At 65.9% G+C, this 22,182-nt stretch carries 20 protein-coding genes and 1 pseudogene; 3 read left to right on the top strand and 18 right to left on the bottom strand.

Going from position 1 to position 22,182, the window contains the following annotated elements:
- Positions 1-134: 134 nt before the first annotated feature.
- Both J8I35_RS09485 and J8I35_RS09480 read right to left on the bottom strand, forming a co-directional pair.
- Positions 135-1,250: a succinylglutamate desuccinylase/aspartoacylase family protein gene (locus J8I35_RS09485; RefSeq protein WP_124555305.1), complete on the bottom strand. Its 1,116-nt coding sequence runs from the start codon at positions 1,248-1,250 to the stop codon at positions 135-137.
- 60 nt (positions 1,251-1,310) lie between these two features.
- A complete protein-coding gene (locus J8I35_RS09480; protein ID WP_209925099.1) occupies positions 1,311-2,084 on the bottom strand; it encodes a transporter substrate-binding domain-containing protein in 774 nt (257 codons plus the stop codon).
- 136 nt (positions 2,085-2,220) lie between these two features.
- Between J8I35_RS09480 and J8I35_RS09475 the strand changes: the two genes are divergently transcribed.
- On the top strand, positions 2,221-3,141 hold the full coding sequence (locus J8I35_RS09475) for a LysR family transcriptional regulator (RefSeq protein ID WP_050012112.1): 921 nt from the start codon (positions 2,221-2,223) through the stop codon (positions 3,139-3,141).
- 50 nt (positions 3,142-3,191) lie between these two features.
- On the opposite strand, the gene J8I35_RS09470 is transcribed toward J8I35_RS09475, so the two are convergent.
- Entirely contained in the window at positions 3,192-4,514 is a 1,323-nt protein-coding gene (locus J8I35_RS09470; RefSeq protein WP_124653900.1) for an MFS transporter, read from the bottom strand.
- Positions 4,515-4,570: 56 nt separating this feature from the next.
- Positions 4,571-5,761 (bottom strand): M20 aminoacylase family protein, encoded by a 1,191-nt coding sequence (locus tag J8I35_RS09465; RefSeq protein WP_124594374.1) that lies wholly within the window; start codon positions 5,759-5,761, stop codon positions 4,571-4,573.
- A 408-nt stretch (positions 5,762-6,169) separates the two neighbouring features.
- On the opposite strand from J8I35_RS09465, the pseudogene J8I35_RS09460 reads away from it, so the two are divergent.
- Positions 6,170-6,559 (top strand): annotated as a pseudogene (locus J8I35_RS09460) (DUF3331 domain-containing protein); the annotation flags it as partial.
- Positions 6,560-6,598: 39 nt separating this feature from the next.
- Here J8I35_RS09460 and J8I35_RS09455 read toward each other — a convergent pair.
- From J8I35_RS09455 to J8I35_RS09440, 4 genes are all read right to left on the bottom strand, one after another.
- Complete coding sequence (locus J8I35_RS09455) at positions 6,599-6,988, bottom strand: limonene-1,2-epoxide hydrolase family protein (RefSeq protein ID WP_209925097.1); 390 nt, start codon at positions 6,986-6,988, stop codon at positions 6,599-6,601.
- 77 nt (positions 6,989-7,065) lie between these two features.
- On the bottom strand, positions 7,066-7,902 hold the full coding sequence (locus J8I35_RS09450) for an alpha/beta hydrolase (protein WP_209925095.1): 837 nt from the start codon (positions 7,900-7,902) through the stop codon (positions 7,066-7,068).
- Between the two features lie 159 nt (positions 7,903-8,061).
- Positions 8,062-9,144, bottom strand: a complete 1,083-nt coding sequence (locus J8I35_RS09445) for an alkene reductase (protein WP_209925094.1) — start codon at positions 9,142-9,144, stop codon at positions 8,062-8,064.
- Between the two features lie 56 nt (positions 9,145-9,200).
- Positions 9,201-9,938: an SDR family oxidoreductase gene (locus J8I35_RS09440; RefSeq protein ID WP_089470702.1), complete on the bottom strand. Its 738-nt coding sequence runs from the start codon at positions 9,936-9,938 to the stop codon at positions 9,201-9,203.
- Between the two features lie 109 nt (positions 9,939-10,047).
- Here J8I35_RS09440 and J8I35_RS09435 point away from each other — a divergent pair, with 109 nt between their 5' ends.
- Entirely contained in the window at positions 10,048-10,968 is a 921-nt protein-coding gene (locus J8I35_RS09435) for a LysR family transcriptional regulator (RefSeq protein ID WP_209925173.1), read from the top strand.
- A 48-nt stretch (positions 10,969-11,016) separates the two neighbouring features.
- Here the strand turns inward: J8I35_RS09435 and J8I35_RS09430 are convergent, their stop codons facing one another.
- From J8I35_RS09430 to J8I35_RS09385, 10 genes are all read right to left on the bottom strand, one after another.
- Complete coding sequence (locus J8I35_RS09430; protein WP_209925093.1) at positions 11,017-11,949, bottom strand: amidohydrolase family protein; 933 nt, start codon at positions 11,947-11,949, stop codon at positions 11,017-11,019.
- Between the two features lie 2 nt (positions 11,950-11,951).
- The gene (locus J8I35_RS09425; protein WP_209925092.1) at positions 11,952-13,274 is read right to left on the bottom strand and encodes an MFS transporter; all 1,323 of its coding nucleotides are present in this window, start codon (positions 13,272-13,274) and stop codon (positions 11,952-11,954) included.
- An 11-nt stretch (positions 13,275-13,285) separates the two neighbouring features.
- On the bottom strand, positions 13,286-14,524 hold the full coding sequence (locus J8I35_RS09420) for an MFS transporter (RefSeq protein WP_209925091.1): 1,239 nt from the start codon (positions 14,522-14,524) through the stop codon (positions 13,286-13,288).
- Positions 14,521-15,801 (bottom strand): MFS transporter, encoded by a 1,281-nt coding sequence (locus J8I35_RS09415; protein ID WP_209925090.1) that lies wholly within the window; start codon positions 15,799-15,801, stop codon positions 14,521-14,523. The genes J8I35_RS09420 and J8I35_RS09415 overlap by 4 nt, the downstream gene beginning before the upstream one ends.
- Entirely contained in the window at positions 15,798-16,844 is a 1,047-nt protein-coding gene (locus J8I35_RS09410) for an amidohydrolase family protein (RefSeq protein WP_209925089.1), read from the bottom strand. Before J8I35_RS09410 ends, J8I35_RS09415 begins: the two co-directional genes overlap by 4 nt.
- A 10-nt stretch (positions 16,845-16,854) precedes the next feature.
- Complete coding sequence (locus J8I35_RS09405; protein WP_209925088.1) at positions 16,855-18,006, bottom strand: porin; 1,152 nt, start codon at positions 18,004-18,006, stop codon at positions 16,855-16,857.
- Between the two features lie 49 nt (positions 18,007-18,055).
- The gene (locus J8I35_RS09400; RefSeq protein WP_209925086.1) at positions 18,056-19,435 is read right to left on the bottom strand and encodes an MFS transporter; all 1,380 of its coding nucleotides are present in this window, start codon (positions 19,433-19,435) and stop codon (positions 18,056-18,058) included.
- Positions 19,436-19,526: 91 nt separating this feature from the next.
- Positions 19,527-20,456, bottom strand: coding sequence for an SMP-30/gluconolactonase/LRE family protein (locus tag J8I35_RS09395; protein WP_209925085.1), 930 nt, complete (start codon positions 20,454-20,456; stop codon positions 19,527-19,529).
- 21 nt (positions 20,457-20,477) lie between these two features.
- Positions 20,478-21,425, bottom strand: a complete 948-nt coding sequence (locus J8I35_RS09390; RefSeq protein ID WP_209925083.1) for a hydroxyacid dehydrogenase — start codon at positions 21,423-21,425, stop codon at positions 20,478-20,480.
- Complete coding sequence (locus tag J8I35_RS09385; protein ID WP_175973987.1) at positions 21,425-22,123, bottom strand: RraA family protein; 699 nt, start codon at positions 22,121-22,123, stop codon at positions 21,425-21,427. The genes J8I35_RS09390 and J8I35_RS09385 overlap by 1 nt, the downstream gene beginning before the upstream one ends.
- Positions 22,124-22,182: the final 59 nt, after the last annotated feature.

The following is a 22,182-nucleotide window of genomic DNA, read 5'->3' as shown; positions in this document are numbered from 1 at the left end:
TCTGCTTGCAACGTCCTTCTCACGGAACACGGAGCGCGCTCCGCATCAACCAATTTAGGGATGCGGCCACGCCCGGTCAATTTGACGAGAACGAAATTGCGGGGCGCCACTCGGACACGCGCCCGTCCCGCCGCTCACGCGCCCAGCAGCATCCCCTTGCGCACCGGCACCGTGCCCGTCACGCGGCCGAGCGGCGCGCCGGCCGTCACGAAGCGGATCGCGCGGCGCATGTAGAACACGCCGTCGGTCGCGCTCGAGATCGTCGTGACCGCATCCGTCAGCGGATCGACGATGTCGAACAGCGGATCGCCCGCACGGATCGTCGCGCCGATCGCCGCACGGTGCACGAGGATCCCGCTCACCGGCGCGTAGAACTGCTCGCTGCCCGCGAGCGGCGTGGCCGGCGCGGCCAGCGGCGGCAGCGGCGCGGGTTCGCCGCGCACCGCGCCGCGCCACACCAGATAGTCGACGAGCGCGTCGGCGTCGCGTTGCGCGTATTCGTACGTCACGTCGCGCTGGCCGCGGCACTCGACCGTCACGGCCACGGTGCCGGCCGCCATCGGCGTGCCGTTCGGCAAATGCGCGCTCAACCGCGACCACAGCAGGTGATGCGCATCGTCGAACGCGTGCCCGCCCGAGTCCTCGGCGAGCAGCGACACCTGTGCACCGAGATAACGCGCGAGCGGCTCGACGTCCGGCCACGCGCTATCGCTCGTGTACACGTGCATCACCGCTTCAAGCGAGCAATGCAGGTCGATCACGACGTCGGCGTCGTGCGACAGCTTCAGCAGCGCAAGCTGCAGCGCATCGAATTCGGTGCGCGGCGCGATTTCCGCGAGCGCCGCCCCGACGCATTCGCGCACGATCGCGCGATTGTGCGCGCCGTCGTCGCCGAGCCGGTCACGCGCGCTCGCGGCGATCTCCGCGAGCGGCAGGAAGCCGCGATTGAAGTTGCGGCCGCTCGCGAGGTCGAAACGGCCGATGAACTGCCCGAGCAGATGATGATTGAGGCCGATCGGGTTCGATACCGGCACGAGCACGATTTCGGCCGCGAGCCGGCCTTCGGCGTCGAGCTGCGCGAGGCGCTGCTTGAGCACGAACGCCGCGAGCATCGCGGGCGTCTCGTCCGCGTGCAGCGCGGCCTGCAGATAGATCTTGCGGCCGCTGTCGGCGGGCCCGAAATGAAAGCTCGTCAGCGTGCGCTGCGTGCCGATCGACGGCGACAGGAGCGGCGTAGTGCGAATCTGCATCGATGGTCTCGAACGAAATGAAAACGAAGAAGCGGGTGACACGTCGAGGTCGCCCGGCGTTCAGTCGCCGTACGGGTTGAAATCGAAATACTGCTTCGCGATCCGCTCGTACGTACCGTCCTTCAGCATCGACGCGATCGCGCCGTCGATCGACGCCTTCAGCGCGGTATCCGACTGCCGCATGCCGATGCCGACACCGCGATCGCCCATGTCGAGCGGCGCGCCGACGAACGCGAAACCCTTGCCGCGCGGCTGGCGCAGGAACCCGTAATCGGCTTCCACGGTGCCGAGCAGCGCCGCGTCGAGGCGGCCGTTGACGAGATCGGCGAACACGTCGTCCTGGCTCTTGTACGGCATCACGCCGACGCCGGCCGGCGCCCAGTGCGCGAGCGCCCACGATTCGAACTGCGTGCCCGACTGCACGCCGACGCGCTTGCCGGCCAGCGACGCCGCCGCGCCGTCGAGCCCGCTGCCGGGCCGCGCGACGAGCCGCGACTTGAAACGGAACAGCTTCGACGAGAACAGGATCTGCTTCTCGCGCTTCGCGGTGATCGCCATCGACGACAGGATCGCGTCGATCTTGCGCGCCTGCAGCGCGGGAATCATCCCGGAGAATTCGAGCTCGACCCACTGGCAGCGCAACTGCGCGCGGCGGCAGATTTCGTTGCCGAGATCGACGTCGAAGCCCTTCAGGCTGCCGTCGGGCGCTTTCGCATCCATCGGCGGATAGGTCGGATCGATGCCGAGCCGCACCATGTGCGCGTCGAGCGCGTACGCGGACGTGGCGGCCAGGCCAAGGCACAGGGAAACGAGCGGGACGAGGAAACGTTTCATGGTCGACGATGGGCAGGAAGTGAGGCAAACGGCATGAGCCGGACTGCCTGCGATCGTAGAAGCGCGGGGCCCACGCCGGAACCATCGGCTGACTTATCATGATCGGTATTTCCGATCACCGGCTTCGCTGCTTCCCATGGCGTTCACGCTGTCCCAGCTCCGCATCTTCCAGGCCGTCGTCGAGCACGGCAGCCTGCGCGCGGCCGCCCGCGCGCTCGACCTCGCGCAAAGCGGCGTCACGCAGCAACTGCAGGGCCTCGAGGCGACGCTCGGCGCGACGCTGTTCACGCGGACCAATCGCGGGATCGTGCCGACGGCCGTCGGCCAGCGGCTGCTCGCGCGCTCCGGTTCGATCCTCGGCGAATGCGAGCAGGTCGAGCGGGAAATCCGTCAGTTGAGCGGCGCCTACGAAGGCACCGTCACGCTCGGCCTCGTGACCGAGCCGCTGATCGACGCGTTCGCGCCCGTGCTGACCGCGTTCCGCGCGCGCTTCGACAAGGTGGACGTGCACCTGCGCACCGGCACGTCGCGGATGATGATCGGCTGGCTGCGCGAAAGCGCGGTCGATTTCGCGATCGCGCTGGTCGCGAAGCAGACCGACACGACCGATCTCGCGGTCACGCCGCTGCGCACGTCGGCGCCGGTGGTCGTGTGCCGCAACGGGCACCCGGCGATGCACGCGCAATCGCTCGCCGAGCTGGCCGACTATGGATGGGTGTCGACGCGCTCGCCGAACCTGAGCGCCGATCCGGTCGTCAACCGGCTGCTCGCGTACTTCGACGCGCACGGCCAGCCGCCGCCGAGGATTCTCGCGACCGTCGAAGGGATGTTCGAGACGCTGCAGATCGTCACGCAGACCGATTCCCTCGCGCTCGAAACCGAGGCGATCACGCGGCACGGGCCGTTCGCCGGCGCGCTTGCGAAAGTACCCGTATGCGAACGGGCCGACGCGCAGGACGTCTGCCTGCTGCAACGCGCGGCCGTGCCGCTGACGCCGGCCGCGCAGGAACTTGCGACGATGCTCGCGTCGTATCTGAGGGTGGTGCGCGGGCGGTAAGCACACACGGCCGCGTCGCCGCCCGCGCCGTGAGTCGCGCGCCTCGCGGGTCAGTCCAGCGATTCCCGCGCCGTCTCGCGCAGCATCGCGACCGCGATCAGCGACAGCACCACGCACGCGGCCACGTAGCCGGCCGGCGCGAGCTTGCTGCCGGTCGTCTTCACGAGCCAGGTCGCGATCAGCTGCGCGGTGCCGCCGAAGATCGTCACCGCGAGCGCATACGCGATCGAGATGCCCGTCGCGCGCACGTGGCGCGGCAGCGACTCGCACATCAACGCCATTTCCGATGCCGAGCCGAGCGAATAGAACAGCAGCATCAGCGCGGTCAGCGGCAGGATCACCGACAGCGTCGGATGATGGTTCATCAGCCAGAACGCCGGGAACAGCAGCGCGACCAGCACGCCGCGGCCGACGAAGATCGGCAGGCGGCGGCTCCCGAGTTTGTCCGACAGCCAGCCGAACAGCGGGCACGTGACCAGCATCACGCAGCCCGACGCGACGCCGACGAACATCGACAGCTTCATCGGCAGGCCGAGCGTATGGATCGCGTAGGTCGGCATGTAGAACGTCAGGATGTAGGTCGACACCGTGCCGCCCATCACCGTGAGCATCAGCAGCACCACCGTGCGCGTGTGCTTCGAGAACAGCTCGTGCAGCACGCCGCGCTCGATCCCGTGATGGCGGTCGCCGGGCGCGTCGTCCGCGAGCCGGCGACGCAGAACCATTCCGACCGGCGCGATCAGCACGCCGACGAGGAACGGCAGCCGCCAGCCCCAGCCTTCGAGCGCGTCCTTCGTCATCGTGTTCGACAGCAGCGCCGCGAAGCCCGAGCCCATCAGCGCGGCGCCGCCCTGCGTCGCGAGCTGCCAGCTCGCGCGGAATCCGCGGCGCGACGTGCCGCCCTGTTCGAGCAGCGTCGACGTCGCCGCGCCGAATTCGCCGCCCTGCGAGAAGCCCTGCAGCAACCGCGCGAACACGACGAGCAACGGCGCGGCCACGCCGACCTGCGCATAGGTCGGCGCGATCGCGATCAGGCCGGTGCCGAGCGCCATCAGCATGATCGTCAGGTTCAGCGCGGCCTTGCGCCCCTTGCGGTCCGCGTACACGCCGAGCACGACGCTGCCGAGCGGCCGCGTGAAGAAGCCGGCGGCGAACGTCGCGACCGACAGCAGCAGCGACGTGGTCGGGTCGCTCGACGGGAAGAACAGCTTGCCGATCAGCACCGCGAAGAAGCCGTACACGGTGAAATCGAAGAATTCCAGCCAGTTGCCGATCACGGCCGCTGCGATCGCGCCGCGCTTCGTGACGGCAGGCGTGTCGGCTTCGGCCACGCCCGCCGACGCCGGGTGCAGCGCGAGATGGTCTTTCTGCATCGCTATCCTCTCCTGTCAATGCGGCCGGAAGCGCCGACCGCGCGCCGCCGCCGCGATCACTGCCCGAGGTAACGCTCGACGAGGCGCGTCCAGAACGCCGCGCCGATCGGCAGGTTGCGATCGTTGAAGTCGTATTTCGGGTTGTGCACCATGCAGCCGTCCTCGCCTTCGCCGTTGCCGAGCCGCACGAACGAGCCCGGCCGCTGCTGCAGCATGAACGCGAAATCCTCGCTGCCCATCAGCAGGTCGGTCTGCTCGACCACGTGCGCATCGCCGACGAGTTCGCGCGCGACCTGCGCGGCGAAATCCGTTTCGGCATCCGTATTGACGACGACCGGATAACCTTCGATGTACTCGACGTTCGCGCTCGCGCCGTAGCTCGCGGCCTGCGTTTGCGCCAGCTCGGTGATGCGACGCTTGAGCAGCGCGCGGACTTCGGGGCTGAACGAACGCACGCTGAGTTCGAGGCGCGCGCCGTTCGGGATCACGTTGTTCGCGGTGCCGGCGTGCATCGAGCCGACCGTGACGACCGCCGGCTGCGACGGGTCGACGTTGCGCGCGACGATCGTCTGCAGCGCCATCACGATGCTCGCGGCGACGACGACCGGATCGACCGTCAGGTGCGGCCGCGCCGCGTGGCCGCCGACGCCTTCGATCGTGATGATCGCCTTGTCGCCCGCCGACATGAACGGGCCGCGCCGCGTGAGGAACACACCGGGCGCCGCGCCCGGATGGTTGTGCATGCCGAACACCGCATCGCACGGGAAGCGCTCGAACAGGCCGTCGTCGATCATCTTCTTCGCGCCGCTGTCGACGCCGTGCTCTTCCGCCGGCTGGAAATACAGGTGCACGGTGCCCGAGAAGTGACGCGTTTTCGCGAGATGCTGTGCGGCGCCGAGCAGCATCGTCGTGTGGCCGTCATGGCCGCATGCGTGCATCTTGCCGTGCGTGCCGCTCGCATACGGCAGGCCGGTTGCCTCGACGATCGGCAGCGCATCCATGTCCGCACGAATGCCGATGCTGCGCGCGCCGTCGCCCACCCGCAGCGTGCCGACCACGCCCGTCTTGCCGACCCCGCGCGTCACCTGCCAGCCCCATTGCTCGAGCTTGTCGGCGACGAGCGCGGCCGTGTCGTGCTCTTCGTACGCGAGTTCGGGGTGGTGATGGATGTGGTGACGGATCTCGCGAAGCCCGCCGGCGGCGGGCATCAGATCCTCGACTTCGGTGAATCGGGTATCGGTGGTCATCAAGGGGCTCCTGCGTTTATCTGCGCACGCCGGTGGCGCGTGCGGGAAAGCGAGCCACTATATCCAGCCGATATCGGTTCAATAAGATGCGGAATTTTTCACCGCGATAAGGGTTTTTAATCAGGGTTAATACGGATGCGTCGGGTAACCCCCTTCGTCAGGAACCTCGGCCCAACGCGCAAGCGCTCATCCCTGACCTGTTCCATCGTGGAATGACACATCGGAGTCCTACGCCAATTTTCAATAAAAAATAGACGTCGTATCCTCCACGCTGTCGTGAACGTCCTTAAGCGAAAACAATAACTGTCATTCGCCGATCGACTGGGTGGCATACCGCGCGCATCACTGAAAAGCGGCCATATCCCGGCCGCTAGTTGAGGGGACGCATCTCTCACACCATTTTCGAAGATGCATGGCATGAACGACTTCAGTCCCTGGGAACAGATGATCGCGGAGCTTGCGTCCATGCTCGACGGTGGAACACGTGTGCCGGAGCAGGGGCGCGGCAATGTGATCGGAGCGCGAGAGCCGAACGAAACCGGCGTCCGGGCGAACGGTATTGACGAAGTCGCCAGGGCCATCGTCGCCGTCGAGCGTCTGAATGGGTCGACGGTCCTCGTGTCGTGGAGCGACTCGACACGCTGTCGCTATGACGAGCAGCGCTGGGTCAACGCGAAATCACGGCGCAAGGGGCGCTGTGCATTGAGTGGCGAACTCGTGCAAGTTGGCGACGATGTCTACAAGCCGCAGTGGCGTGGCTCGAAACGGCCGGGGAATAGCGCCGAGATGATCCTCGCGTCTGCAATGGATTGCGTGATCCGCGGCTGCAGTTCAAGACTACTGCTTGATTGCGCTCAACTGCCGATCGAAGTCCGCGGGATCGAAGTAGTCTCGCCAAACCGTGATTCGATCATCGACGATGGTGAGTGTGCCCATCACAGGAAGCCTGATTTTTCCGCCTGATGCGTGTTGAAAGACGTCGATCCGCTCATTGAGAACGACGTTTCCCGCTGCGGCGATATGGGTCACCGTCCAGTCGGCCTTGAACGTCGTACCGATCCCGAAGTCGCCGTGGAATTTGCGGACATTGTCCCGTCCAACGATGTCGGGGAACGGAACGTTATCGTAGAGGACATCATCGGAGAGCATCGACAGTGCGTCGTCGATGCGGTTCTCCGTCCAAAGCGAAAAGAAGCGAAGCGCCACAGTCAAAACATCGGTAGTCATCTCGGCTCCACGGACTAGGGGGTGGAAAGCAGGCGCGGTACATGGCGCACAGGCAGGGTCTCCATGTACCGCCGGTCTTAGCCTTGAACGAATGCCAGCAATTCTGGGTTCAAGACACCTGCGTTGACGGTCAACATCCCATGAGAGAAGCCCGGGAACGTCTTCAGCGTGCCGTTCTTCAACAGCTTGATTGTCTTGAGCGCCGCGTCTCTGTACGGGACGATCTGGTCGTCTTCGCCGTGAAGCACCAGCGTCGGCACGTCGATCAACTGGAGATCTTCGGTCTGGTCCGTTTCCGAAAACGCCTCGATACCGTCGTAGTGGGCTTTCGCGCTACCCATCATTCCCTGGCGCCACCAGTTCTGGATCACGCCCGGATAAACGGTCGCGTCCGGACGGTTGAACCCGTAGAACGGACCCGCGGGCACGTCTACGAAGAACTGCCCGCGATTTTCGGCGAGCCCCTTGCGTAGCCCGTCGAAAACATCCTGCGGCAGGCCTTCGGGATTCGATGGCGTCTTCAGCATCAGCGGCGTCACGGCGCTCACAAGAATTGCCTTGGCGACTCGCCCCGCCGGCCCGCCGTGTCTTGCAACATAGCGCGCGACTTCGCCGCCACCGGTGGAATGGCCGATATGCACGGCATTCCTGAGGTCCAGCGTCTCGACGAGCGCAAACACGTCCGCTGCGTAATGATCCATGTCGTGACCTTCGGCTACCTGCGACGAGCGCCCGTGTCCGCGCCGGTCGTGGGCAACGACGCGATACCCGTTCGACAGGAAGAAGAGCATCTGGGCATCCCAGTCATCCGCGGAGAGTGGCCAACCGTGATGGAACACGATCGGCTGAGCATCCGTGGGCCCCCAGTCCTTGTAGAAAATGTCGACGCCGTCTCGCGTGGTAATGAATGACATGATCGTTTTCCTTTCGTACGGTTGCAGGGAAGTAACGGTTGCTGCGGAAGTCGTCGTGGCAAGCGCGATCTCGGGTGGTTGTCGCCCGAATGCGGCCGGCAGGCGAAAGGGACGTACACGGGTGCCGCCCGATCGCGAGTCCGCTTCAGGAAGGCAGAGTTACGTCGACGCCGCGAACGGGTAATCGATGTAGCCCTCCGCGTCTTGCGTGAACCACGTTGCCGGGTCGTCCGACGCGAGCGGAATCGCTTCGGCCAGACGCCGGGGGAAATCCGGATTGGAGATGAACGAGCGCCCGAACGTAACGGCGTCGCCAACGCCCGCATCGAGTTCCGCCTGAGCGCGAATGGCGTCGAAATCCGAGTTGAGCACCAGCGGTCCTTTGAAAGCCGGTCGAATTTTCGCAGCGAGCGGATCGAGGTAGCCGACGCCGAAACTGCCGTTCAGCGGAGGCTCACGCAGTTCCAGGAATCCGATCCCTACCGCGGATAGCGCCTCGGCGGCCGCGACAAACAACGGCAAGGGATCGCTGTCACGCACGCCCTGGGTTTCGCCGTTGGGAGACAGACGAACGCTGGTACGGCCGGGACCCGCTACATCCGCGACAGCCCGGGTTGCCTCGATGAGAAGCCTGAGCCGATTCGAGATCGATCCGCCATACGCGTCGCTGCGGAAGTTGGCACTGTCTCGCAGGAATTGATCGATCAGATAACCGTTCGACGCATGCAGCTGTACGCCGTCGAAGCCGGCCTGCAGCGCATTCCGCGCTGCGGCGGCGAACTGCTCGACAACCGCGGGAATTTCGTTTGTCTTGAGTGCGCGTGCCTGCGTGTAGGGCTGCTTGCCCGAGTAGGTGTGAGCATGGCCGGGCGCCGTAGTCTCAGACGAGGAGACCGGCGGTGCGCCATCCAGAAAGCTCGGATGCACGACTCGCCCCATATGCCAAAGCTGAGCGATGATGCGACCACCCGCTTCGTGCACGGCATCGGTCACCGTGCGCCAGCCGGCAATTTGCGCAGTTGTCCACAGCCCGGTGGCGTAAGGCCATCCCAGGCCCTGCCGGGAGATGCCGATCGCCTCCGAGATGATGAGCCCCGCGGACGCACGCTGACTGTAATAGTCCGCCATCATCGCGGTCGGTACGTGTTCGCGCGTTCCCCGCGCACGCGTCATCGGCGCCATGAAGATACGGTTGGGCGCTTCAATCGCACCGAGTCGCAACGGATCGAAGAGCGTAGGCACCCGAACCTCCTTCTCGTTTTTGCCAACGTGGAAATGCCGGCAACTCTTTATCCGACTCAGACAAGGCGCGCGCCGCCGTCGACATGAATCGTCTCGCCGTTCATGGATCCATTGCTCATGAGGAACACCACGGCAGCGCCCACTTCTTCGGCGGTTCCCAAACGGTGCAGCGGCAATTTGTCCTTCAATGCGTTGACGTACGCGTCACGCCCTTCGCCGAGCGTGCGAGCCAGCAACGGTGTATCGGTGGTGCCGGGCGAAACGGTGTTGACACGGCGAGGCGCAAGTTCGAGAACCAGCCCCCTGGCCAGCGCCTCCATCGCGGCCGACGCGGACGCAAGAATGGCTGTGCCATAGGCGTTGGGTCGATCGGCCAACACGCCGGAAATGAACGTGACGGAGGCATCGGCCGCCAGACGGTCACCCAATGCGCGCAAGGTATGGACGGCTGCCCAAACGCGCTCGTCGAACGCCCGCCGTAGATAGTCGACGTCCGCCTCGAGTACCTTGCCTGCCACGAAGGTTCCCGCGAGGAGAACGAGATGGTCGACGTGAGCGATGTCCGCCAATGCCGCGACGATGGTCTCCGGCTTGGTCACGTCGGCGCTCCGCCAACCCGCGAATCCATTCTCGATCGCGACCTGTTCGGCGCCCTCCGGGTTGAACCCGACAACCGTGACGCTTGCACCGGCGGCCTTGGCCTGTTTGGCCGCGGAAAGGCCGATTCCGGACGTTCCGCCGAAGATGAGGACGGACTTGCTCTCGAGTGAATGCGAATCGAAATCGGAGTTCATGAAGTGGGCCCTGTCAGCCGGCGCAACTCAAGACGGCGCCGTGCAGTGCACTCTATACTTGGCAGCGGACATTGATAATCAGCGCCGCATTCGCTTCTATATTTCCGCCATGGAACAAATCAGCCTGGACCGCCTCACCGGTCTCATCGCATTTAGCCGCGCGGCATCGTTAGGAAGCTATTCCGCTGCGGCGCGCGCGCTTGGCGTAACGCCTTCCGCTGTGAGCAAAAGTATCCAGCGCCTGGAGCGTCACTTCGAGATCAAACTGTTCAACCGCACGACACGGTCATTGACGCTGACTCAGGAGGGGCGCGACTTGCATGAACGCACGCTGCGCCTGCTGTCGGAAATGGAGGCGATCGAACAGGCTGCTGCCTCGGCGCGATCCGAGCCTGCGGGCATCCTGAAAGTGACCGCGCCGCTCCCCATCGGGGTTCATCTCATCGCGCCCGCCCTACCCGCGTTTCGCGAGCGCTTTCCAAAGCTGTCGATCGACCTGCGCCTCGGTGATCATTTCGTCGACCTTGTCGGTGAAGGCATCGATGTGGCTGTTCGCGTGGGTGATCTCGCGGGCTCTCGTCTGGTCTCGCGAGCGCTTTCCCCTCACTACATCGGCGCCTACGCATCTCCGGACTACCTCGCCAACCGCGGTGTTCCCAGACATCCCGACGACCTCGTGGATCACGATTGCGTGAACTTTCGTTTTCAAAGTTCGGGACAAGTGCTTCGCTGGACTTTTGCCACGGGTGAAGGGTCGCTCAGCCTCACGCCGGATGCGGGTATCGTTGTCGATACCAGCGACGCGGTGGCTGCTGTCATCGCGGCTGGTGGTGGCGTGGGAATTTCACCGACGTATGTCGCTGCATCGTACGTTCGGCGCGGGGAGCTTGTGCCGATCCTCACCGAGTTCGTCGAACCACGCTCCACTATCACCGCGCTTTGGCCCGAGAGCCGCCGGAGTAGCCCGGCCGTCAAAGTATTCCTGGCATACCTGAAGAAGGTCTTTGCTTCGTATGCGGCACGCCATTGACGACGTACCCGCTGTCGGGTCGCGCCGATGCCCGCCCACCGCATTGGGCTATGCAAATCCGTACAACTTCGCAGGGTTGGTGACGAATATCAATTGCTGCCAGTCCGGACGCCCGATCCAGCCGGCGATCACGTCCAGCATGCTTGCGTCGTCCGGCTTGTCCGGCTTCTGCGTCGGGTGCGGCCAGTCGGTACCCCACAGCATGCGTTCCGGCGCCATGTCGATCAGTGCCTTCGCGACCGGCGCGACGTCGTCGTAGGCGGGCGCCCCCGTCTTGCTGTCGACGTACGGCCCCGACAACGTGATCCACGTATGACCCTTTTCGACGAGGCGTTGCGCGGCGCGAAACGCGGCCGATGACAGCCCGTCCGGCTGCGGCACATGCGCGATATGGTCGATGACGAGCGGACAAGGCAACGCTGCAAGATGCGGCTCCAGCTCCGGCAGCCGCGCGCCCTGCACCACCAACTCGATGTGCCATCCGAGCTTCGCAATGCGCTCGGCGAGCGGCGCGAGCATGTCGAGCGTCGTCGCGCCCGGATAGCTGAGGTTGAACCGGATCGCACGGATGCCGCCGCGATCGAGCGCCCGAAGTTCGTCGTCGCTCACGGTGCCGTCGACGACAGCGACACCGCGTGCGTCGGCGCCGAACTGCGCGATCGCCGCCAGCGTGCAGCGATTGTCCGTCCCGTACGTCGACGGCGTCACGACCACGTTGCGCTTCACGCCGATACGCGCCTGCACGCTTCGGTATTGCGCGACGGTCGCATTCGGGGGCCGCAGCGTCGTACCCGGCGCGACCGGAAACCGGTCGTCGTAGATGTGCATGTGACAGTCGATCGCCCCTTCGGGCAACCGGAACGCCGGCCGCTCGTTGCCGCTCGACCACGTTTCGTCGGCAGCGGCCGGCCTCGGCAATGCAGCCGAAGCCAGCGTCGCGCCGGCGATCCGGAGAAACCCGCGTCTCGCGATGCGCGCCATGATCAGATGGTCCCCGTCTTGCCGACCAGCTTGCCGGCCGCATGATTGCGCGTGAGCAGCAGCAACGTCGCGACGCTCACGAGCGTGAGGATCGCGAGCGGCATCAACGCGAGCGCGTAGCTGCCCGTCGCCGCCTTCACCCACCCGTACACGTTCACCATCAGCCCGCCGCCGAGCAGATTCGCGATCGCGTTGACCGTCGCGAGCCCGGCCGCCACGGTGCTGTTGGACAGCATGTCGGTCGCGAGCGCCCAGAACGGGCCCTTGAACGAATACGCGCCGACCAGCACCGCGCACAGCATGCAGACCGTCGGCAGCAGCGATCCGCTCAGCGACGTCGCGAACAGGCCCACGCCGATCAGCAGCATCGGCACGACCGTGTGCCAGCGGCGTTCGCCGACGCGATCCGAGCGCCGTCCCCAGTAGACCATCAGGACCGAGGCCACGGCGTACGGCACCGAGTTCAGCAGGCCGGTTTCCATGACGGTCAGGCCGAACGACTTCAGCAACTGCGGCTGCCACACGGACAGCGTGCTGCCTGCCGCGGAAGCGCACGTGTCGACGAGCGCGAGGCACAGCACGTAGCGGTTGCGGAACAGCTGCGCGAGCGGCAGCGACGGCACCTTCTTGCGCGTCTTGTGGCCGGCGGCCAGCGCGGTCGTGAGCCATGCGCGCTCGTCGTCGTCGAGCCACCTCGCGTCGTCCGGCTTGTTCGTCAGCACGAACAGGCACGCGATGCCGAGCAGCACGGTCGGAATGCCTTCGAGGATGAACAGCCAGTGCCATCCGCGCAGGCCCCAGACGCCGTCCATCTGCAGCAGCAGCGCGGAGATCGGCGAGCCGATGAAGCTCGCGGCCGGAATCGCGACCATGAACGTCGCGACGATCCGCGCACGATACTGCGTGGGAATCCAGTACGACAGATAAAGCAGCACGCCGGGGAAGAAGCCGGCCTCGGCCGCGCCCAGCAGGAAACGCAGCACGTAGAACGTCGTCGCGTTGTGCACGAGCGCGGTCGCCGCCGACACGATGCCCCACGTGATCATGATTCGCGCGATCCAGATCCGCGCGCCGTATTTCTGCAGCGCGAGATTGCTCGGTACTTCGCAAAAGAAGTACGAAATGAAGAACAGGCTACTGCCGAAACCGAAGACCTGCGCCGACATCCCGAGGTCGTGGTTCATCTGCAGCGACGCCATCCCCACGTTACCGCGGTCGATGAAGGCAAGTAGGTAGCAGATCATCAAAAAGGGAATGAGTCGCCAGACGACCTTTCGTATGGTCCGGCGCTCGATCGCGGACGCGTCCATGAAACCGGTTTGCATGTTGTCTCCGTTTATTGTGCGCCTGAGCGCGTTCCTGTGAACCGTTGCCACGCGATGATCGCCACGACGCCGCACGCGAGCACGGCGGCCATGGCGGCGAAGGTGTGTCGCACGCCGAGCGCCTCGGATGCGCTGCCGACGAGCAGATAACCGAACGGCATCGTGCCGTTGTAGGCCATGCCGTACATCCCGACGAGCCCGCCGCGCACGTGCTCCGGACACTGGCGCTGAATGGTCGCGTTCGTCGACGTGGCCGCGAACGTGAGGCTGAAGCCGAGTGCATAGAACGCGGGAATCGATCCCGCCGCATCGGTCGTCGCGGCCAGCACGGCCAGCGCGCCGACGGCCGTCCACGGCGCATACGCGATGAGCCGACGCGACGCGCGCGGCCCGAACGCCGACGACAGCAGCACCGCCGCGCTCAACGAGCCGGCGCCGGCGCACGCGAAGAACACGCCGGTAAAGCGCGCCGCGTCGTGAAAGCCCTGGTCCGCGAGCAGCGGCACGAGCGTCTGGTAGCTGCCGGCGAACAGGCCGATGCACGCGAGAATCGGCAGATAGCGGGCCGAGAACGCATCGGACAGCACATAGCCGACCGCGTCGCGCAGGCCGCTCTCCGCGCGCGACGGGCGGTCCGCCGACGCGGTCCGGATCGAGCGCACGCACGTCGCCATGAAGCACAGCGCGAGCGCATAGATCGCAAACGACGCCCTGGGGCCCACCGTCGGATAGACGAATCCGGCGATGGTCGGGCCGACCATGCGCCCGACGTTGTAGACCATCGTGTTCATCGCGACCGCGTTGGACGTGTGCGTCGCATCCTGCAGGCTCGTCAGCAGCAATACCTGCCGCGCGGGCGTTTCCACCGCGCTCGACACACCGATCGCGAGCGCATGCGCGAGGATCAGCTTCACGCCGAGCAGGCCGAGCAGCGACCACGTGAAAAGGCTGCCCGTCAGCAGCAGCGACGTCGTCAACACGCCTAGCGTCACGCGGCGCGCGTTGGCCGAGCTGATGCGCGAACCCGCCACCGGCGCGACGATCAACTGCGGCCCGTACAGCAGAAAGTTGAGCAGCGCGAGGATCGCTCCCGAGCCGGACAGGTGATAGATCAGCAGATTGAGCGTGACGTTCTGCGTCCAACTGCCGAGCACCGACGCTACCTGCCCGCTCAGGTAGCGCCGCAGCGACGCCTCCGACAGCGCGGGAAACAGCCTGTTCACCCACCCGGCTTGCGTTGCCACGTTCATGACAGCGCCTTTCCGCGCGTTTCGGGCGCGAACAGCACGACTGCCGCCGCGGCGATGAACGCGACGATCGTCGTCGCGAGTCCGAGCACGAAGCCGCCCGACGTCGACGCCAGCGAACCGATGACCAACGGCGCGATGAAACCGCCGAGCCGGCCGCCGTTGTACGCGAGACCCATGAAGAACCCGCGCGATGCCGTGTTGCCGATGATCTCCGCGAGGAACGGGCCGGCACCCGCGAAGATGCCGTTCACGCTGAACCCGGTCAGAAAGATCGCGGTCATCAGCAGCCACGGATTCGCCGACACGATGTACACGCCGACGGCCATCGCGCCGACCAGCAGATAGGCCAGGAACATCGGCCGCCGGCCGAGCCGGTCGACCCATGCCGAGAACAGCAGAAACCCGGCGATCGCGCCGAACTGCAGCGCCAGCACGAACTTCAGGCTATGCACGAAGTCGAGATGCTTCACCGTGATGAGAAACGTCGGTGTCCACGTGAATACGCCCCAGTACAGGTACTGCAGAAAGAAGATGAAGCAGAACGCGGTGAGCAGGCCGCGCACGTTCAGCTTCTCGCGACTTGCGGTGTCGAGCTTGCGGGCCTGCGATTTCGCATGCTTGCGCTCGAGCCAGATCGGCGATTCCGGCGTCTTGCGTGCGACCCAGAACAGAATGAAGAACGGCGACGCGCCGATCAGGAACAGCAGACGCCAGCTGTCGCCGGCCAATCCGCCATGCGCGGTGCCGACGATGCCCGAGATCGCGATCGCGAGAATCGCGCCGATCGGCAAGCCCATCTGCATCAGCGCGCCACCTTTGCCGCGCCGGCTCGGGTGCCAGGTCTCCGCGATGAGCGCCGCGCCGGCGGTCCAGGTTCCGCCCATGCCGAGCGCGCCGAAAAAGCGCAGCGCGGCAAACGAGTGCGCGTCGGGCGCGAATGCGATCAGGCCGGAGAACAGCGAGTAGATGCCGACGCAGAGCAGCGCGGTACGTACGCGTCCGATCCGGTCCGACACGAAGCCGAACAGAATGCCGCCGATGATCTGTCCGGCCGCCGTGACGCTCGTGAACATGCCGAGCTGCGCCTTGCTCAGCCCGAACTGCAGCGCGAGCGTCGGCAGCAGCAGCGACAGCAGGAACGAGTCGTAGCTCTCGAACGTCCAGCCGAGGCCGGCGAGCGACAGCGAACGCCACTCGATACCGGTCACGCGCGTGAGCCCTTTTTCCGCGGCGGCGGAATCGGTTTCCTGCGTCGCCACGGTTGCACTCGTCTTCATGGGTTGTCTCCGGGATTCGCGATGCGATACGTCGAGGCGGCCGTCCGGCTGAACAGCGCGGCCTTTTCATCGGCCGACATCGCGGACGCGAGTCGTTTGAAGGCGTTCCACAGCACGCGATAGCCGAACATCCCCTTGTCGACGGGGAAGTTGCTTTCGAACATGCAGCGATCGACGCCGAAAAGCTCGACGCAGGTGTCGAAATACGGCTGCCACGCCGCGGCCAACTCCTGCGACGACGGCGGCAGGTCGCGCGCGGCGAAGTCGAAGCCGAACACGGTCATGCCCGCGCCGCCGAGCTTCATGCGCGTGTTCGGCAGCGCGGCGAGACGCGCGAGTTGCCGCTTCCATTGCGCATGCACTTCCGCACGCCGGCCGGCATGCGGGCCCACGCCGACCGGGCCGGCGAAATGGTCGATGACGACGATGACGTCCTCGGATGCGCGCGCGAGTTCGTACAGGTCGTCGAGCTGCGTGTGATAGACCCACGCGTCCAGCGACAGCCCGTAGCGGCCGAGCGTCGTCACGCCCTGCCGGAAAGCCGGATCCGACATCCGGTCGCGCGGCGGCGTCACCGGGCTCGATCGCACGTCGGGGCTCGCATGCCACGCGAGCGGATTGCGGATCCCGCGCAGTCGCCCGCCGGACACCTGCAGCATCGTGTCGAGCACCGCATCGAGTTCCGCGCCGAGCGACAGATCGGCGCCGCCGACGATGGCCTCGCAACAGCGCGTGGGGCCGTATGCGCCGCTGTCGAACATCGCGGCGATGCCGCTCGCGAATTCCACTTCGCCCACTGGCTTGAATGCGTCCGGCCCGCTTGCACGCAACATCGATCGGCACTGCACGTAGACCGTCGACACGATGCGATGCCCGCTGCGCACGTCCGCGCCGAACTCGTCCGCGAGATAGCGACCGGTCTGTCGGTCCCACAGGTGATGGTGGCCGTCGACGATGGCCAGCTCGGGTTCGAGCACCGGCTCGTCGCGCAAAGCGAGCCACTCGGGCCGAATGGGCAGATGGGGCGCGTGGACGGTCTGCATCGCGCTCGCCTCAGAACTTCTGGCGCATGCCGATCACCACGCCCGTCTGGTTGTGATCGGGTGCGACCGTGCCGTAGCCGTTCACGCCGAGCGCGGAGCCGCCCTTGTTGCGCGCGAAACCCGCCGTCGCGTAGATGTCGGTGCGCTTCGACAGCAGATAGTCCGCACAGAGCACGGCAAGCCACGGATCGGCATGGGTCGAATGCACGTCCTGGTAATAGGCCGTTGCCGTGACCACGAACGCCGGCGACACCGTGTATTGCGCGCCGGCCCAGTACAGGTTCGCCGCGCTGGCTTCGGAACCGTTCGCGACACGAATCGGGTTCACCGGCAAAAACGCGTTGGACGCCTGAAGGTAGCGATAACCGGCGAATCCCTTCACCGGTCCGATCGCATACGACGCGGCGGCCGTCGCGCGCCGCTCGGTGCCCGTATTCGTCGCGACGGTGTTGCTGTTGCGCTGCTCGTACGACACGCTCGCGGCGAGCGGTCCTTGCGAGAAAGTCAGCGCCCCGCTGAAGAAGCGGCCGGTGAGTTGCGCGCCCGGCACCTCGGCGCCGTACCCGGTGTCGTAACGGGTGCTATACATGGCCTGCGCCGTCAGCGGACCGAACACGCCGGTGTACTTCGCCGAATTGTCGATACGCGCGGCCGCCGCGTAGTCGAGCGACAGCACCGAGTATCGCGACGACGCGCCCATCGGGTCGAACGCCACGGCCTGTTCGTAGAAGAGCGAATTCTGGCGGCCGAACGTCAGCTGCTGACCCCGGTACGACAGCCCGACCCACGCCTGCCGGCCGAAAATCCGCGACGTCGTGGCGGCATTCGAACCGAGGCCTTTCGTCGACTGCGCGGTCGTGCCGTCATTGATGTTGAAGCCGTTTTCCAGCTGGAAAATGGCCTTCATGCCGCCGCCGAGATCCTCGACGCCCTTCAGTCCCCAGCGCGAACCGGACAGATTGCCCGACGCTTCGCGCGTCTGCGCGCCGCCGGTAGTCGTGTTGTTGATGTGCTCGATACCGACGTCGGCAATGCCGTACAGCGTGACGCTGCCTTGCGCATGCGCGGCGCCGCACCACAAGGTCGCGCTCGCGACGGTGACGGCCCCGAACGCAAGGCGGGGTTTCGGGCGGGTATGCAGGCTGGCCGAATTCGACAACATGGCGTCTCCAAACTAATTTTTGTGGGTGGGTCTTCTGGCGAGAGAAAATTCACGGCTCGCGGGCGGCAGGCGCTTCGCCGGCGCCCGAGCCCGGATCGCCGAGCCACACGATGGTCAACGCGCCGAGCAACAGCACACCCGACACGGCGATGAGCGGCGCGGTGAAGCCGCCGGAGAATTGCCTGAGCGCGCCGATCAGCGACGGCCCGACGAAGCCACCGAGATTGCCGACCGACACGATCAGCGCGAGTCCGCCCGCGGCGGCCCGGCCGGTGAGGAATCCCGACGGGATGGCCCAGTAAGTCGCCTGGAACGCGAGGATCCCGCTCACCGTGACGCACAGTGCGATCAGCTTGAAAACCGGCGCATGAATGAAGGCGCTCGCACACAACGCCACCGCGGCGAGCGCCAGTGCGCCGGCGACATACGGAATGCGGTTGGTCGCGCGATTGGCGAGACGCGCCCACCAGAGCATCGCACCGGCGCCGATCGCATACGGAATGGCCGTCAGCCAACCGACCACCGCGTGTTCGACGCCGAACTGCTTGATGATCTGCGGCATCCACAAGCCGACGCCGAGCGAGCCGACGATCCCGCAGAAGTTGACGAACGCGAGCACGAATACGCGCCAGTTCGTCATCGCGTCGCGGAGCTTGCTGCCGTGTTTCGCGCCGATGTCGCGCTGTTCGAACGCGAGGCGCTTCGCGAGCGACGCCTTCTCTTCGTCACTGAGCCACGCGGCTTTCTCGGGACGGTCGGCCAGCACGAACAGGCACGCGATGCCGAGCATCACGGCCGGTACGCCTTCGATCAGCAACAGCCACTGCCAGCTGCGCAACCCGTGCAGGCCGCCGAGTTCGAGCAGCGCACCGGAAATCGGCGAGCCGATCATGTTCGCGACGGGAATGCCGACGAGGAAGGCGGCCGTCACCTTCGCGCGCCACTTGCCGGGAAACCAGTGCGTGAAATACAGGTAGATGCCGGGCGTAAACCCCGCCTCGGCGAGCCCGAGCAGAAAGCGCGCCGCCGCAAAGCTCTTCGGACCGACGACGAACGCGGTCGCCATCGAGAACAGGCCCCACGTGATCATGATTCTCGCGATCCATACACGCGCCCCGACCTTCTGCATGATCAGGTTGCTCGGAATCTCGAACAGGAAATAGCCGATGAAGAACAGGCCCGCACCGAAACCGAACTGCTCGGCCGTGAGACCGAGATCCTTGTTCATCGTGAGCGCGGCAAAACCGACGTTGGTCCTGTCGAGATAGCTGATCACGTAGCAGACGAAGATGAACGGCAGAATGCGCCGGAACGCCTTCGCGAGCGTGCGCTCGCTGGCCGCGTAATCGTCGCCGGCCAGGCGCTCCGCCGATGACGCGTCGGCGTGCGGGGCGTCGTCGCCGGCATGCAGCGCGTGCGAAATGGTCATGCTTGTCTCCTTCGTCGCGCGGCTGGCGGCGCGATCTTTCGGCATACGGGCGGGAGGCCGACGTGCGGCTTCCCGGCTCGGCTCGCGGGTCTCAGTCCTGCTTCGCCGCCTGCTTCGGCAGCGGGCCGGCAATGCTCATATCCGCTTTCAGGACGGAACCGGACGTCGATTCGGTGATGAAGAGCGTCTTCATGTCCGGGCCGCCGAAGCACACGCTCGTGAGCGACGCCCCCTTCGGCCCGGTCAGGATCTCGACAGGCTCCGCGCAGTGGTTGAGCACCCATACGCGGCCGAGCCCCGGATTCGCGACGAACAGGCGGCCTTCGAGATCGACGGTGAGGCCGTCGGGGCCGCTCGGTCCGTAGGACGTGAAGAACTGGCTGACCTTGGTGACCGATCCGTCGGTCTGCAGCGGCATGCGCCACACGGCATTGCCGCGCGTCATCGCGACGAACAGCACCTTCTCGTCGCGCGACAGCACGAGCCCGTTCGGGCTCGGGCAGGTGCCGAGCAGCATGTCGAGCTTGCCGTCGGGCGACAGCCGATACACACGGCCCGTCGGATCGTGCAGCCCGGTCTGCCCTTGATCGGTGAAGTAGATATTGCCGGCCGAGTCGAACGTCAGGTCGTTCACGCCCTTGAAGCGCTCGGTGTTGCGGCGCTCGAGATAAGGGCGAACTTCACCGCGCTCGATATCGAGCAGCATCAGGCCGTTCCGGTAGTCGGTGATGATCAGGTGCGATGCGTCGAAGCGCTTCATCCCGTTGGGCTCGCCGTCGTATTCGACGACGAGATCCCAGTCGCCCGACGGCGAAATGCGGAAGATGCGCCCGTGCGGAATGTCGGTGACGAACAGATAGCCGTCCGGATCCCACACCGGCCCTTCGAGAAAGGAATCCGTGACCATGCCGCCGCGATTCGCGCGCGCCCATTCCGTGCGGACGTCCGGCTTGCGAAACTTCTCCGGCATGCGCGTGAACACTTCGGCTTCGCGCACGTCGGGACTTGTCAGATAAAACATGTGTACCTCGATGTTCGGGATTCAAGCCGCGCTGTGCGCACGTTCGTCCAGCACCGCGAGAACGTTGGCGGCTGCGCCCTTCCCCATGTTCACGTACGCGGCATCGCTCACGCCGCCGATATGCGGAGACAGAATCACGTTGGGGATCTGCTGGAACGGGTGCGGCGCCGTCATCGGCTCCACGTCGAAGCTGTCGAGGCCGGCCGCGCGCAAGTGGCCGCTCGCCAGCGCGTCGGCAAGCGCGGCTTCGTCGATCAAGCCGCCGCGTGCGGTATTGACGAGCATCGCGCCGCGCTTGAAACGCGCGAGCGTGTCGCGGTTGAGCATCCGGCGGTTGTCGGCCGTCAACGGACAATGCAGCGACACGACGTCCGACTCCGCGTACAGCGTGTCGAGCGGCACCAGCTTCACACCGGCCGGCGCTTCCTTCGCGAACGGATCGAACGCGAGCACCTTCATGCCGAACGCCGCGCCGATCGCGGCCACGCGCCGGCCGATCGCGCCGAGTCCGACGAGGCCGAGCGTGCGCCCGTCGAGTTCGACGGACTTGTGCGTCGATTTGTCCCAATGGCCTTCGCGCATGCGCATATCGAGCTGCGGAACCGACTTCGCACACGCGAGCAGCAGCGCCCATGTGTGCTCGGCGACGGCGGCCGCATTCGCGCCGACCGCGGCGCGCACCGCGATGCCGCGAGCGGCGGCAGCGTCCTGATCGATCACGTCGATCCCGCTGCCGTGCTTCGAAATCACCTGCAGATTTTCGGCCGCATCCATGATGCGGGCGTTGACCTTGCCGTACCGGACGATGATCGCGACCGGCCTGTGCCGGGTGCAGAGCGCCACGATGTCGTCCTCGGTCGGTTGCTTGCCGGCGAACACGACGTCGAACTGCGCAAGCATCTCGAGCGCCTGCGGCGCCAGGTCGGCGGCGGTCACGAGGACCACGGGCTTGTGCGAAGCGGCCTGCATCACAGTGCCTCGCCTTCTGCCAGCATGCCGGCTGCGCGCAACTCCTTCTCGATCCAGCCCGGGCGAAGGTCGCCCTTGTGGATCGCCGCGATACGCGCGGTTTCGAAGTCGAGCTTTTTCTGCGCGAGATCGACGATGCGCGCGACGTCGGCGCGCGCAATGACGACGACGCCGTCGGCGTCGCCGACCACCAGATCGCCCGGATTCACCGTCGTGCCGCCCAGCGAGATCGGCGCATTCACGCGCCCCGCGACGCTCTTGGTCGGGCCGCACGGATTGAGGCCGGCCGCGAAGATCGGATAGTCGCCGTTGGCCAGTTCGTGCGCGTCGCGCACCGCGCCGTCGATGACGATACCGGCGATGCCGGTCGCCTTCGCCTGCGCCGCCATGATTTCGCCGAGCAGCGCGCACGAGATGTCGCCCTTGCCGTCGACCACGACGACGTCGCCCGGCTTCGCGACGGCGAGCGCCGCATGGATGGCGAGGTTGTCGCCCGCGCGGACTTCGACCGTGACCGCGGGGCCGGCGACCTTCATCTTCGGCGACAACGGCCGCACGCGGCCATGCACCGTGCCACGGCGGCCCGCGACGTCGGCCAGGATCGCGGCCTGGTAGCGCGCGGCCGCCTGAACGAGTTCGGGCGAGACGCGTTCGATGTCGCGATTGATCGGAGAAGTGCTGACGGATGGCTTGCTCATGTTTCGACCTCGGGTTGTGCGTTGTACTCTGTACAACACTGGTGTACATAGTGAAACCA

The organism is Burkholderia sp. CpTa8-5 (genome assembly GCF_017815045.1).
Lineage (GTDB): Bacteria > Pseudomonadota > Gammaproteobacteria > Burkholderiales > Burkholderiaceae > Burkholderia > Burkholderia sola.
The sequence above is the reverse complement of the archived record's forward strand: the minus strand, read 5'-3'. Positions and strand labels throughout refer to the sequence as shown.